General features: G+C 50.1%; 9 protein-coding genes. 5 read left to right on the top strand and 4 right to left on the bottom strand.

Going from position 1 to position 12642, the window contains the following annotated elements:
* Positions 1-48 precede the first annotated feature (48 nt).
* The 3 genes from CLV25_RS13760 to CLV25_RS13750 all read right to left on the bottom strand — a co-directional run bounded on the left by CLV25_RS13760 (position 49) and on the right by CLV25_RS13750 (position 4346).
* Positions 49-3267: a S41 family peptidase gene (locus CLV25_RS13760; protein ID WP_131840244.1), complete on the bottom strand. Its 3219-nt coding sequence runs from the start codon at positions 3265-3267 to the stop codon at positions 49-51.
* 144 nt (positions 3268-3411) lie between these two features.
* The gene (locus tag CLV25_RS13755) at positions 3412-3765 is read right to left on the bottom strand and encodes a carboxymuconolactone decarboxylase family protein (RefSeq protein ID WP_243649637.1); all 354 of its coding nucleotides are present in this window, start codon (positions 3763-3765) and stop codon (positions 3412-3414) included.
* A 98-nt stretch (positions 3766-3863) separates the two neighbouring features.
* The gene (locus tag CLV25_RS13750) at positions 3864-4346 is read right to left on the bottom strand and encodes a hypothetical protein (RefSeq protein ID WP_131840242.1); all 483 of its coding nucleotides are present in this window, start codon (positions 4344-4346) and stop codon (positions 3864-3866) included.
* 119 nt (positions 4347-4465) lie between these two features.
* Here CLV25_RS13750 and CLV25_RS13745 point away from each other — a divergent pair, with 119 nt between their 5' ends.
* Both CLV25_RS13745 and CLV25_RS13740 read left to right on the top strand, forming a co-directional pair.
* Entirely contained in the window at positions 4466-5449 is a 984-nt protein-coding gene (locus tag CLV25_RS13745) for a Gfo/Idh/MocA family protein (RefSeq protein ID WP_131840241.1), read from the top strand.
* Positions 5450-5500: 51 nt separating this feature from the next.
* Positions 5501-6625 (top strand): RsmB/NOP family class I SAM-dependent RNA methyltransferase, encoded by a 1125-nt coding sequence (locus CLV25_RS13740; protein WP_131840240.1) that lies wholly within the window; start codon positions 5501-5503, stop codon positions 6623-6625.
* Between the two features lie 96 nt (positions 6626-6721).
* Here CLV25_RS13740 and CLV25_RS13735 read toward each other — a convergent pair whose 3' ends face one another.
* Positions 6722-7621, bottom strand: coding sequence for a class I SAM-dependent methyltransferase (locus tag CLV25_RS13735; protein WP_243649636.1), 900 nt, complete (start codon positions 7619-7621; stop codon positions 6722-6724).
* Positions 7622-7748: 127 nt separating this feature from the next.
* Between CLV25_RS13735 and CLV25_RS13730 the strand changes: the two genes are divergently transcribed.
* The 3 genes from CLV25_RS13730 (at position 7749) to CLV25_RS13720 (ending at position 12611) form a co-directional block, all read left to right on the top strand.
* The gene (locus tag CLV25_RS13730) at positions 7749-8255 is read left to right on the top strand and encodes a GNAT family N-acetyltransferase (RefSeq protein ID WP_131840239.1); all 507 of its coding nucleotides are present in this window, start codon (positions 7749-7751) and stop codon (positions 8253-8255) included.
* A gap of 12 nt (positions 8256-8267) precedes the next feature.
* The gene (locus CLV25_RS13725) at positions 8268-9866 is read left to right on the top strand and encodes a DUF6377 domain-containing protein (RefSeq protein WP_131840238.1); all 1599 of its coding nucleotides are present in this window, start codon (positions 8268-8270) and stop codon (positions 9864-9866) included.
* Positions 9867-10598: 732 nt separating this feature from the next.
* Positions 10599-12611: a glycoside hydrolase family 97 protein gene (locus CLV25_RS13720; RefSeq protein WP_131840237.1), complete on the top strand. Its 2013-nt coding sequence runs from the start codon at positions 10599-10601 to the stop codon at positions 12609-12611.
* Positions 12612-12642 lie beyond the last annotated feature (31 nt).

Genomic DNA, 12642 nt, shown 5'->3' with positions numbered 1-12642 from the left:
TAAACCTAACAGGTTTCAAAAACCTGTTAGGTTTGATACTTAACATTGTTACTTCTTCAAAAGTTCCTTTACGGCTCTTTCGAGCTGTGGGTCGATGCCGTTGGCTACATCCTCGGGGGTGAAGTCAACATCAATATCGGGCTGTAGCGTTTGATTCTCGAGGTAGTTTCCGCTCATATCGCGCATGCCGATCTGAGGAACACCAATGGTAATCGATCTATCCTGTAGCTTCTCCCACCATACGGCAGTCATGGTTCCGGCAACCGGTTTCCCGATTAGCTTACCAACATTTAGCGCTTTGTACACGAATGGGAATCCGTGTGCGTTAGAGTAGTTGCCTTCCGACATGAGCACAACCGAAGGCTTTGCCCACTGGAACATTGGCTCCGAACCAATGTACTGCCCACGAGGGGTGAATTCGGCATACTTTTTACCGCTGAGTAGGTTGATAAGGTCGTTATGTAGCCAGCCACCGCCGTTAAAGCGGGTGTCGACGATAAGGGCCTCCTTATTACGGAACTTTCCGAGGGTTTTCGAGTACGTTTCGCGGAAACTTTCGCTGTCCATTCCTTTTACGTGCACGTAGCCGATTCTGCCATTCGAAAGCGAATCGACGTAGGCTTCTTGGCGCTCAACGTAGCGGTCGTAAAGGAGGCCGTTCTCGGAACCCTTGCTGATTGGCTTAACGATCTCTTCCCAGCGTTCTCCAGTTTTTGGATTAAAGAGGCCGATAACGGTAGCTTTTCCGGCTTTACGGTTGAGCAATGGGAAGTAGTCAGCTCCTGCCTTAATGGTGTCGCCATCAATTGCGCTGATTACGATACCCGGAGCAACCTTAGTCTTGCCGTTGGCAAATGGTCCCTTTTTGATAACCTCGGCCACCATTAGGCCATTGCCGCTGTAGCTATCGTTATAGATTAGCCCAAGGGTAGCGGTCTGATCGGCACTTGATGATGGGGTAGGAGAGTACCTTCCTCCAGTATGCGAGCCGTTGAGCTCACCAAGAAGTTCAGCAAGCAGCTCGGCAAAGTCGTAGTTGTTGTTGATATGGGGAAGGAACTTGGCGTACTCCTGATGGTAGTACTTCCAATCTACGTTGTGTAGCTTAGGATCGTAGAACTTCTTCTCGACAAGGTGAATGGTGTGGTCGAGCATATACTTTCGTTCGGCAGGGAAGTCGATAGACGTTGGGGCTTTATAGCTAATAGTAGTGCGCTTGTTAGACGATATCTCGAGCTTATTGAGCGTATTACCGGACGTAAAGAAGAGGTTCTTCCCTTCATTATCCATAACAAGGTTTCCGCTAAAGCCATCAAGCTTCATTACTAACTTGGTGTTTTTTTCCTTCAGATCGTTTACCCAAAGATCGTAGCCCCTTTCGAATTGGCATAGGTAGTAGAGCTTATCGCCATCGGGGGTAAGCACCGCGTCCGAAATGTTCGACGAGTTGATGGTAAGACGAGTGGTACGGCCCTCTATATCGTCGAGGTCTATTTCGATTGGGGCAACCTTGGCGGCAGAATCTTTTTTTGCTTCGTCCTTTTTACCCTTTTTGGCAAGCTTTTCGGCTTCCTTCTGTATTTCCAATTCCTCCTTGGTCATCTTAAAGGTATCCCAAGCCTTCTTGGTAAAGAACATTCCGTAAACATCGGCTTCTGCTCCCCAGCTGCCGTGGCTGCGGTAGCCATCCCTGTCGGTAATCCAAATCATTGACTGCCCCTTCATCATCCATCTAGGGTTGCCATCGCCATAGCCGCTGTTGGTAAGGTTGGAGATAGTTCCGGTTCCATCAGCCTTTACCAGACCGATATCTTCCATGCTCCATCCTCCTTTTTCGAAGTATTTTACCAAAAACCACTTGCTATCGGGCGACCAGCAGTAGTCCTGATCTCCATCGCTGTACGAGTAGTTGTACTTTCCGTCGAGCACATCGCGAATGGCCTTGCTCTTTAGGTTGATGACGCTAAGGGTTGTTCTATTCTTAAGGAAGGCTACTTCTTTGCCGTCGGGCGAATAGGCTGGTTGGAAGGCATCTTCGGGGATAGAAACAAGAGTTTCCTCCTTTACAGAGGTGCATGTGGCAAAGAAAGGCTCATCCTTCTTTACGATTGTAGAGGTGAATATTTGCCACTTGCTGTTGCGCTCGCCTGCATAAGCAAGGCTTCGTCCATCGGGGCTGAAGCCAACAGTGCGCTCCTGCTCGGGCGTGTTGGTGATGCGTTTGGTGGTGCCATACTCTACCGAGGTTACGAATACATCGCCGCGTAACACGAAGGCAACCTCTTTGCCGTTAGGCGAAACGGACATTTCGCTGGCACCAGAGGTAATGTCGTTACTAACTAGGGTGTTTTCAACTTGATCGGCAACAATCGAGATGGCTACCTTTTGGGGTTGCTCCCCTTCCTTCATGGTGTATATCTCTCCGCCGTAGCCAAAGGCAAATATGTTATCGTTCGATTTGGTGAGGAAGCGTACCGGATTCTTCTTGAAGAAGGTTAGCTGCTCAACCTTTGCAGGATTGTCGATGCTGGTTTTAACCATGTTGAAGTCGCCAAACTGCTCGCTGAGGTAGTAGATCGTTTTGCCGTTATCGCCAAAGATGGGGGTACGGTCTTCGCCACCAAAGGTCGTTATTTTGGTGTGCTTTTTAGATTGGGTATCGTACACCCAAATATCGCGCGTAACGGGCGAGGTATGGTGCTTACGCATGGGGTCCTCGTAGCCTTTGTAGTCGTGGTAGGCCATTAGCTTACCGCTCTTATCGAACGAAAGATCCTCAGCAGGGGTAGTGAGCACCTGATGTGGGCGACCTCCATCAATCGAAACGGCATAGAGTTCGCGAAATCCTCCGTAAGGGAATTGACGGCTGTTCCCCTTATCCATGATTTGGGCAAGGAAAAGGATTTCTTTTCCATCGGGAGAGAACGCTTTGGGCTGCTCGGAAACCGAATTGGTGGTAATGCGCTTGGGAGTTCCTCCTTCAGCGGGCATCGTAAAGATGTCGAAGTTGCCGTATCGGTCGCTAGCAAAGGCGATGCTCTTACTATCGGGGCTCCATACGGGCATATAGTCGTACGCCGGGTTGGTGGTTAGCTGGGTGGCTTTACCTCCCGTTGCTGCAACGGTGTAAATATCTCCCTTGTAAGCAAAGGCGATGGTTTTGCCATCGGGTGAGATCGAGGGATGCCGCATCCAGAGCGGAGCCTCGTCTTTAGCCAATGCTGCTGTAGCCGCAAAAAGCAGCATGGTAAAAAGCAGTTTTTTCATCTGGTGATAGTTTATTCTTAGCCGATAGGATGAGGCAATGCCTTCAGCATATCGGCTATTTTTAGGTGTTAATTCTATTTCGGATAAGAAAAGACGAGGATAGCCTAGCGATGTTACGAGTGGGCTTTTGTCTTTGTTGTTCTACTACTCTTCCTGCAACGCTTCCCAGTACTCGAGGGCTCGGCGGGTGTGAGGGATTACGATGGTTCCGCCTACGAGGTTGGCAACAGAAAAGGCCTCCATTATTTGATCGGTATTTAGGCCAATGTTGTAACAAGTTTCGAGGTGGTACTTCACACAGTCGTCGCAGCGGAGCACCATAGAAGCAACAAGGCCCATTAACTCCTTTTCGCGGGTAGATAAAGCACCCTCTTGGTAGGTGTTGGTGTCGATGTTGTAGATGCGTTTAATAACGAGATTGTTTTTAGAAAGGATCTTCTCGTTCATCTTTTCACGGTACTCTCTAAATTCTTTAACCTTCGGATTCATCTTGTTCATGTGTTATTAAGTTCAAAAAGCAAAAATGAACTTTTTGCTTTAGACACACGAACGATTAATTAATTGTTCTCAACGAGCTGCAAATCCGTTTTATCGTGTTAAAGAATGCTCTTTTGCTGGTAGTATTCCTCTACTCGAATGTCCTTTTTTACCAGTTCAATTTTGAACTGAGACAGAACCGGTTTTTCCAAGCATACGCGATATTTCTTGACTGTCCCGTTTTCATCCTCAAACTCGGCATAAGGGTACGAGAAAACAACTGGACGTATAAAACTCTTGATAAACGGAGTTCTGAAACGCACTACACGGAGATTATCAATTGATAGAGATCGGTATAGGGTGGTGAATTTAATGGTATATATTTTATGAATCGATAAAATAGACACAATAAACAACAGCATGTTTACAACAAGTGCACCTAAATGATCTAATAGATTCAAATAGGCTTGAATGGCAAAATGGATGGTGAAAATCGAAAATAGAACTAAACTTGTTCTGCAAAGAATGGCAAGGGTATTCCTTGTAAGAATCGTATTGTTTAGCAGAATTAAATTTCCACGATTGTCCACAGGCTTTTGCATAAATAGTTATTTGATATTTATAGTTTAAAGTAGTGTCAATACAAAGATATAAATGATTGTCGGTTTTTAGGTTAAATTGCGAAGGAATAATAAGTAAATGACAATTTTTATTAGGAACTATGGATACTGTTCGTTGGGGCATAATTGGGTGCGGAAATGTTTGTGAGGTAAAAAGTGGTCCCGCTTTCTACAAGGTGGAAAATTCGAGGCTGGTTGCTGTTATGAGGCGCGATGTGGCAAAAGCTGCAGACTTTGCCCAACGGCACAACGTTCCCAAATGGTACAGCAGCGCAGAGGAGCTGCTTGCCGATGCTCAAATCGATGCAGTTTACATTGCTACACCGCCAAATACGCATAAGGATTATGCGCTTATGGCCCTTAAAGCCGGAAAGGCGGTATATGTCGAGAAGCCGATGGCGCTTACATACGACGAGTGCATGGAAATGGTAAGAGCTTCGGAGGAGGCCTGTAAACCGATTTTCGTTGCCCATTACCGCAGGGGATTGCCCTACTTTATCAAGGTAAAGGAACTAGTCGAAAACGGAGCAGTTGGGAAACCGCTTACAGTTCGTGTTGAACTGCTTAAATCACCCCGTGAAACGGATATCAATGCCTCTAACCATACCTGGCGCGTAAAGCCGGAGGTTGCCGGGGGTGGGTATTTACTCGATTTGGCTCCCCATACCATCGACATCCTCGATTTTATTTTGGGAAAGATTGTCGATGTACAAGGTTATGCTGCAAATCTAGGTGGTTTTTATGCTGCCGAGGATACGGTCTCCGCATCGTTTCAGTTTGAGAGTGGTGCGCTTGGAACTGCCCTCTGGAGCTTTGTGGCTGCGCCAGAAGCAGAGGTAGACACGGTAGAAATCGTAGGCACCAAGGGTAAGATTACTTTTTCTACCTTCAAGTTTACGCCTATCGAATATGTTGGAGAGCGAGGTGCAGAAACCTTTGATATTGCACCTCCACAGCATATTCAGCAACCCTTAATCCAAACCATCGTAGATGAGCTCTTAGGAAAAGGCAATTGCCCCTCAAAGGGCGAAGTTGCAGCACGTCCTAACTGGTTTTTCGATAAGATATTTGGAAGAATAAAGTAATGTGGCGTTGATGCATTTTATTGTACTTTTGCCGCACTATAATTTGATACCATGAAGGAAAAGCAGCTGACAAACCTATTGGCCGCAGTGGTTAGGCAGGTCGCTACTGAGGATGTCTACCTCGATAGGGCTTTGCGCGATATTTTTAAGGACAAGAAGGTTGTCGATCCCAATATTCGTCGGGCGTTGAGCCTGTATGCGCCATTCGTATTCCGTAACTGGTATGCGTTGGGTGGTGGCAGCGGAGAGAGCATCATCAGCATCGTAAACAAGGCTCTTGAAATACCTGTCGAGCGTATTGATGGAGACAATGTTACCCCAGAGTCTCCAGACTTTCCCCAGTGGTTTATCGATTTGTCCAAAGAAGAACTTGGAGGCAGCTGGGAGCAGGAACTAATTGCCTTTGCGTCTCGCCCTAAGCGGTACATCCGCACCAACACGATGAAAGTTTCCACCCGCAACCTTGTTGATGAGCTGCGCCAACAAATGGTGGTGGTTCGTAACGTACCAGACTTTCCAGATGCGTTGGAGGTTGCCGGAGGAAAGGAGATTTTCGGAACGGTTCCTTTTAAGGCAGGGTTGCTGGAGGTACAGGATATCTCGTCGCAGCAGGTGGCGCCATTCCTTTTGAAGGATTACAAAGGCTCTGGATTGGTGGTTGACGCCTGTGCCGGAAACGGCGGCAAGTCGCTGCACATCGGCACGCTGATGGGTAACAAGGGGCGCATCATTTCGATGGATCTTTATCCGCAAAAGCTCGAGGAACTGAAGCGTCGCGCCCTAAAAGCTGGCATCTCCAACATCGAAACGAGGCTTATCGATACCACCAAGGTGGTTAAGCGCATGTACGACAAGGTCGACTTCCTTTTGCTCGATGTTCCCTGCTCGGGAACAGGAGTCTTTCGTCGCAACCCCGAGTCGAAGCTGCGAATGACGCCTGAAAGCATAGAGAACGTGAAGCAGCAGCAGGCTGATATCCTCAGCCGCTACTCGAAAATGGTTAAGCCTGGTGGCGTGCTGGTTTACGCAACCTGCAGCATCCTAAACTCCGAGAATAGGGGACAGGTGGATGCATTCCTTTCAGCTCGACCCGAATTTACGTTAGAGGAAGATCGCGCAATTATGCCATCCTCCGGTGGTGATGGGTTCTACATGGCGCGTTTGAGAAGGAAATAAACCGAGTAGATTATATGTAGGGGCGCATTACATGCGCCCTTCTTTATATTTTGCAGGAAGAATCCGTGCAATCCGCGAAATCTGTCTAATCCGTGATTAGAAGTTGGTAAACCTACAGAATACCCCCAGCGGTAGCTTTTTGTCGAAGCGGTCGTTGAGGTAGAGCTCGCCCATTTCGAGGTTAATATCCTTACCGAAAGTTTGATGAATGAGCGTTTCAGCGATGATGGCCGAGAAGCCCATAGAGTAGAGGTTGAGCACTAAGAAACCCTCCTCGGGATCGAGCATCTCGCGGCAGCATTGGATCAACTCCAGAATATTATCCTCCAGAATCCAGCGCTCTCCATCTGGTCCACGTCCGTAAGCGGGTGGATCGAGGATGATGCCGTTGTACTTGTTGCCGCGCTTCACCTCTCGGCGTACGAACTTCAGCGCATCGTCAACAATCCAGCGGATGTTGTTGAGGCCGCTCAGCTCCATATTCTCGCGGCTCCAGGTAACCACCTGCTTCACCGAGTCGACGTGGGTAACATCGGCCCCCGAGGCCTTGGCCGCAATGGATGCGCCACCCGTATAGGCAAAAAGGTTGAGCACCTTAGGCTGGGGTGTCTTCATCTTTTTGACAACCCTGTTGATGTAGTTCCAGTTCTCGCCCTGCTCGGGGAATAATCCAACGTGCTTAAACGAGGTAAGCCCAAGGCGCATCTTTAGCGCCATGTTTTGGTAGTGGTACGAAACCACCCACTGCTCGGGCATTCCCTTTTTCTTGATCCAAGTACCCCGTTCGTCCTGACCGCTCTTCTGCCCCTTATCCTTCTTAAAGTAGGCGTTGGCCATGCGCTCCCACTCGGCATCGGACAGCGATTTGTTCCATACGGCCTGAGGTTCGGGGCGCGCCACCACGTAGCTGCCGAAGCGCTCGAGCTTTTCGAAGTTGCCCGAGTCGATGAGCTCGTAGTCTTTCCAGCTTTGGGGTTCGAGAAGTAGCATTGTCATTAATATAACGTTAAGCTGCAAAGGTACAATTTTGGGCGGATAATGCTAAGGGAAGCCACATCGTATAGGTGAGGGGGGGATCAAACATTCAATCGGCTATATTTGGGAATAGTAAATTCCTTAAAATATGATTAGAAAGGCAACCAAACGCGAAGTGGTTAGGCTGATGGAAATCGTTAGGGCCGCATCTGCTTCGATGTCGGCAACGGGCATCGATCAGTGGGATGAGGTTTACCCCAATGCTGATGTCCTGAAACGGGATATCGCCGAAGGCAACCTATACGTTCTCGAAGAAAATAAGATCGTACAGGGAATGGTTGTGCTCAATGATTTTCAGGATAAGGAGTACGCCGAAATCTGCTGGAAATACACCAATGGCAAGCAGCTGGTGGTGCACCGGCTATGCGTTCATCCCGACTTTCAGGGGATGGGGGTTGCTAAAGGGCTTATGGCGTTTGCCGAGGCTCATGCTCGGAAGAATGGATATGCATCAATACGCCTAGATAGCTTTACGCAAAATCCAACCTCCGAAGGTCTGTACACCAAGTTAGGCTATCGAAAGGCCGGAACCGTAACCTTTCGAAAGGGTGTTTTTTACTGCTTCGAAAAGGATGTAACTTGCGAGCAGCTTTAACGAATACCACGAATGAAAAGATTCCTAACGCTTCTGCTGCTTGTTTTGCCTTGCTACCTGTTTGCTCAAAAGGGTAGTAATGATAGCCTAATGCGTGATTTGGACCTGCTGGTTGGTCAGCGGAATCGCTACGCAGAGGTTAAGGAGCAGCGTTTGCTGATGCTGAAGCATAAGCTGCAGGCTACTTCGGATGTTAGCGATAGGTTTTCGATTAGCCATAATCTTTTTAGGGAATACCAATCGTACAACTACGACTCGGCATACAGCTACATCGAGCGGGCAAAGGGCTTTGCGCGAGAGCTGCGGCAGCCCGCACTGGTATCGTACTGCAAGATTGGGCAGAGCTTCGTTTTTCTCTCTTCAGGTCTGTTTAAGGAGGCTCTGGATACGCTCGAAAGCATCAGCGTGCAAACCCTTCCCGATTCTATTCGGCTCGAATACTATGGGGTTATCGCCAGAGCCTATTCCGATTTGGCCGACTATGCCAAGGGTGGTAGCCTATCCGACCTCTACCTGCAAAGGAGTAACGGTTATCTTCGAAAAGCCTTCGATTTGGCAGCGCTAGAAACCTACGACCGTTGGTTGAATGAGGGCGTTCTGCTGATACGATCGGGCAAATGGCTTCAGGCTCAACGCTTGTTCGAGTATTCGATTGCCCACAGAACGCTTACGCATCAGCAGATGGGCGTTGCGGCTTCGTGCCTAAGCTATGTTTATCGGATGCAGGGCAACCTCGAGAAGGAGACGGAGTGGCTGATACGTGCCGCCATTGCCGATATTAAGGGATCGACCCACGAAACGGTGGCGCTGCGCGATTTGGCTACGCTTCTGTTCAAGCAGGGAGATGTCGAACGGGCGTACCGTTTTATTACGGTAGCTATGGATGATGCCCGGCGGTACAACGCCCGCCAGCGAAAGGTGGAGCTGGCCGCCATTATGCCCATTATCGAGAGCGAAAGGATGGCCATGGTGGAGCAGCAGCGGCGTAACCTTGTTTGGTTTGCTGTTGTGGTGAGCCTTCTGGCAATGGTGGTGGTGGCTTTTGCCGTTATCATCTACCGGCAGCTACGCCGAATACGAAAAGTTAAGGAGCTGTTGCAGGAAACGAACCTACAGCTGGAGCACATCAACAAGAGCCTCGAGGATGCCAACCGTATCAAGGATGAGTATATTGGCTACTTCTTTAACGCCAACTCGGAGTACATAGCCCGGATTGAAGCCTTCCAAAAGTCGATTCACCGCAAGGTGGTGGCACGTCAGTTCGACGATTTGTCCGCTATCCTTAAGAGCAACGATCTGAAGAAGGAGCGGGAATCGCTGTTCGAGAGCTTCGACCGGATATTCCTAAAGCTCTTCCCCAGCTTCGTCGAGGAGTTTAACGCCCTATTTAGGGAGGAGGATCGCATCAGCCCCAAAAGCGGCGAGTTGCTTAGTCCCGAGATGCGGATTTTCGCCCTGATGCGCCTGGGCATTAAGGACAACGAGAAGATCGCAAAGTTTCTGGACTACTCGATGAGCACCATCTACACCTACAAAACCAAGATCAAGAGCAAATCCATCGATCGCGACCACTTCGAGGAACGCATCATGCAGATCAGAACGCCTCTATAGCAGGAAGTGGAGCGCAGCGACATCCCGCCTTAGCGGGATTAGACGGAAGGAATTTGAAGTCAAAGAATTTTGACAAGCGTTTAATCAAGGCTCTTTTTCGCCTCCGCTCGGCGGCCACCGAGCGGAGGCGAGGTGGACATACACTTAGCAGAGTAAAATCAGCGCGATTGCTCCCGTTAAGGCGGGAGGTCGGCGTAGCCGGGGGTGGTTGTAGTTGAGAAATCAGAGACACCTTGCTGTTTTGACATAAACCACCCCGCCCCCGCTTCTCGGGATTTCCGCTTCGCTACAACCTTCGGGCACCTCCCGCTAAGGCGGGAGGAATAGTCCCTGTGCATCCTTTACCCATAACAATAAGCTCTGACATCGGATTTGCTTACCCTAGAAGGAATCTGAAAATCATTTCTCACATCACACATCTCAAATCGCAATTCACACATCTCACCCCCCCCTCATAAAAAGAGGCTTCAGGGCATTTTCTGCTGCCAAAAACCGCCATATTTGCCCTTTATTTGCTCGTATATCCCTTTGAAATATCTAGATTTTTGCCCCTGTCTACGACATGCAACTTGCTTATAAGCAGCGCTAATTCATCTATATTTGGTTGGTTGGATTTAGATAAAGCAGGCGCGAGGAATTTTCGTGGATGGTTGCTGCTAGATTTGCATCAGTACGAAGGCATCGAAGATGCTTGATGTCCGATGAGATCGATAAATTAAAATACCATACCAAATGAAAAGAATATACACGCTAGCGGTTGCACTCCTGCTGCTCTGCCAGACAGGGCTGGTGCTGGGCGCTGAGGCAACCCTCCGGGCAAAATCGCCAAACGGCAGGGTGCAGGTTAGCTTTGTCCTTCAAAAGGGAACGGCAACCTACTCGCTTACCCGCAACGGCAAGGAGGTTATTGCGCCATCGTCGTTAGGATTTACCTTTAGGAATATGCCCGAGATGAAGGGCAACCTTGCCGTTGTTGGCAGCAGCAGCCGAAGCATCAACGAGAAGTGGGAGCAACCCTGGGGCGAGCGCCGCTGGATAACGAATAGCTGCGGCGAACTGGTGGTGAAGCTTCGCGAGAAGTCGGGGCTTAAGCGCGCCATCAACGTTACCTTCCGCGTATTCGACGATGGGTTGGGCTTCCGCTACACCTTCCCCAAGCAGCCCAACATCGATAGCCTGATTATCGCCAGCGAGGAGACCGAATTCAGCCTTCCTACGGCCGATAAGGCTTGGTGGACTCCCGTTCATGGCGACAACAGCTACTACGAGAGCATCCCCCGCCATACCGCCATCGCGGCCATCGACACGGTAAATACGCCTGCCACCATCGAAACTAGGGATGGGCTGTACCTGGCCATCCACGAGGCCAACCTTACCGACTACGCCTCGATGACCCTGCTGAATGTGGGCAAGGGCAAGCTCCGCAGCGAGCTGGTGCCCTGGAGCAACGGCGTTAAGGTGTACGCCAAGGCGCCATTCTCAACGCCATGGCGCACGGTGATCGTGGCCGATAAGCCCGGCGACCTCATCACCTCCAACATCATGCTAAACCTTAACGAACCCTGCAAGCTAAAGGATATCTCGTGGGTTAAGCCTGCCAAGTACATCGGCGTTTGGTGGGGCATGCACATCAACAAGTACACCTGGGGGCAAGGCTCTAAACACGGGGCAACCACCAAGATCGTGAAGGAGTACATCGACTTTGCCGCCGCCAACGGCTTTGCGGGCGTACTGGTTGAGGGATGGAACGAAGGCTGGGACTACGACTGGTCGAAGGAGGGCTACCGCTTTAGCTTCACCAAGGCCTACCCCGATTTCGATCTTCCTGAGATATGCCGATATGCCGCATCGAAGAATGTTAAGCTCATCGGCCACCACGAAACCGGAGGCTTTGCCGCCAACTACGAGAAGCAGCTCGAGGATGCCTTTAAGCTGTACCAGCAGAACGGCGTAAGCTGCATTAAAACCGGCTACGTGAACAAGTATATCGACGGCAAGGAGTGGCACGACAGCCAGTACGGCATCCGCCACTACCGTAAGGTGTTCGAGGAGGCGGCCCGCTACCGCATCATGATCGACAACCACGAGCCCGTGAAGCCCACCGGCCTCTGCCGCACCTACCCCAACTTTATGACCCAGGAGGGTGGCCGCGGTCAGGAGTACGACGCCTGGTCGATGGACGGAGGAAATCCCCCATCGTACACCACCGTAATCCCATTTACCCGCATGCTGGCCGGACCGTTCGACTTCACCCCCGGCACCTTCAACTTCGAGAATACCGGACTTAAGGGAACGCGCGTGCAAACCACCCTTGCCAAGCAGCTCGCCATGATGGTGGTAATTTACAGTCCACTTCAGATGGCCTCCGACCTTCCCGAGAGCTACGAGGGCAACCCCGCCTTCCAGTTCATCAAGGATGTGCCCTGCGACTGGGAGGAGACCCAAGTGCTCAACGGCGAAATCGGCCAGTACATCACCATCGCCCGTAAGGACCGCAACGCCGAGGGGTGGTACATCGGCTCGATAACCAACGAGCAGGAGCGCACGCTCGCCATCCCGCTATCGTTCCTAGCTAAGGGAAAGAAGTACACCGCCCAAGTTTATGCCGATGGCGCCGATGCCGACTGGAAGAGCAACCCAACGTCGATTGCCATCACCGCGCAGCAGGTAGATGCCCAATCGACCCTTACCCTAAAGCTGGCAAAGGGCGGTGGAGCAGCTGTGCGCATCGTTCCGGTAAAGTAGAGGATTATTATTTTCGATATTGATAGCGCCC

The sequence above is a fragment of the Acetobacteroides hydrogenigenes genome (assembly GCF_004340205.1).
Taxonomy (GTDB): Bacteria; Bacteroidota; Bacteroidia; order Bacteroidales; family ZOR0009; genus Acetobacteroides; species Acetobacteroides hydrogenigenes.
Note: the sequence above shows the minus strand (reverse complement) of the source record. Positions and strands in the feature narration are given on the sequence as shown.

What these genes read in the sequence shown, in the direction of transcription:
- CLV25_RS13760 (WP_131840244.1), bottom strand. Translation starts at nt 3,267, where the DNA reads ATGAAAAAACTGCTTTTTACCATGCTGCTTTTTGCGGCTACAGCAGCA.
- CLV25_RS13755 (WP_243649637.1), bottom strand. Translation starts at nt 3,765, where the DNA reads ATGAACAAGATGAATCCGAAGGTTAAAGAATTTAGAGAGTACCGTGAA.
- CLV25_RS13750 (WP_131840242.1), bottom strand. Translation starts at nt 4,346, where the DNA reads ATGCAAAAGCCTGTGGACAATCGTGGAAATTTAATTCTGCTAAACAAT.
- CLV25_RS13745 (WP_131840241.1), top strand. Translation starts at nt 4,466, where the DNA reads ATGGATACTGTTCGTTGGGGCATAATTGGGTGCGGAAATGTTTGTGAG.
- CLV25_RS13740 (WP_131840240.1), top strand. Translation starts at nt 5,501, where the DNA reads ATGAAGGAAAAGCAGCTGACAAACCTATTGGCCGCAGTGGTTAGGCAG.
- CLV25_RS13735 (WP_243649636.1), bottom strand. Translation starts at nt 7,621, where the DNA reads ATGACAATGCTACTTCTCGAACCCCAAAGCTGGAAAGACTACGAGCTC.
- CLV25_RS13730 (WP_131840239.1), top strand. Translation starts at nt 7,749, where the DNA reads ATGATTAGAAAGGCAACCAAACGCGAAGTGGTTAGGCTGATGGAAATC.
- CLV25_RS13725 (WP_131840238.1), top strand. Translation starts at nt 8,268, where the DNA reads ATGAAAAGATTCCTAACGCTTCTGCTGCTTGTTTTGCCTTGCTACCTG.
- CLV25_RS13720 (WP_131840237.1), top strand. Translation starts at nt 10,599, where the DNA reads ATGAAAAGAATATACACGCTAGCGGTTGCACTCCTGCTGCTCTGCCAG.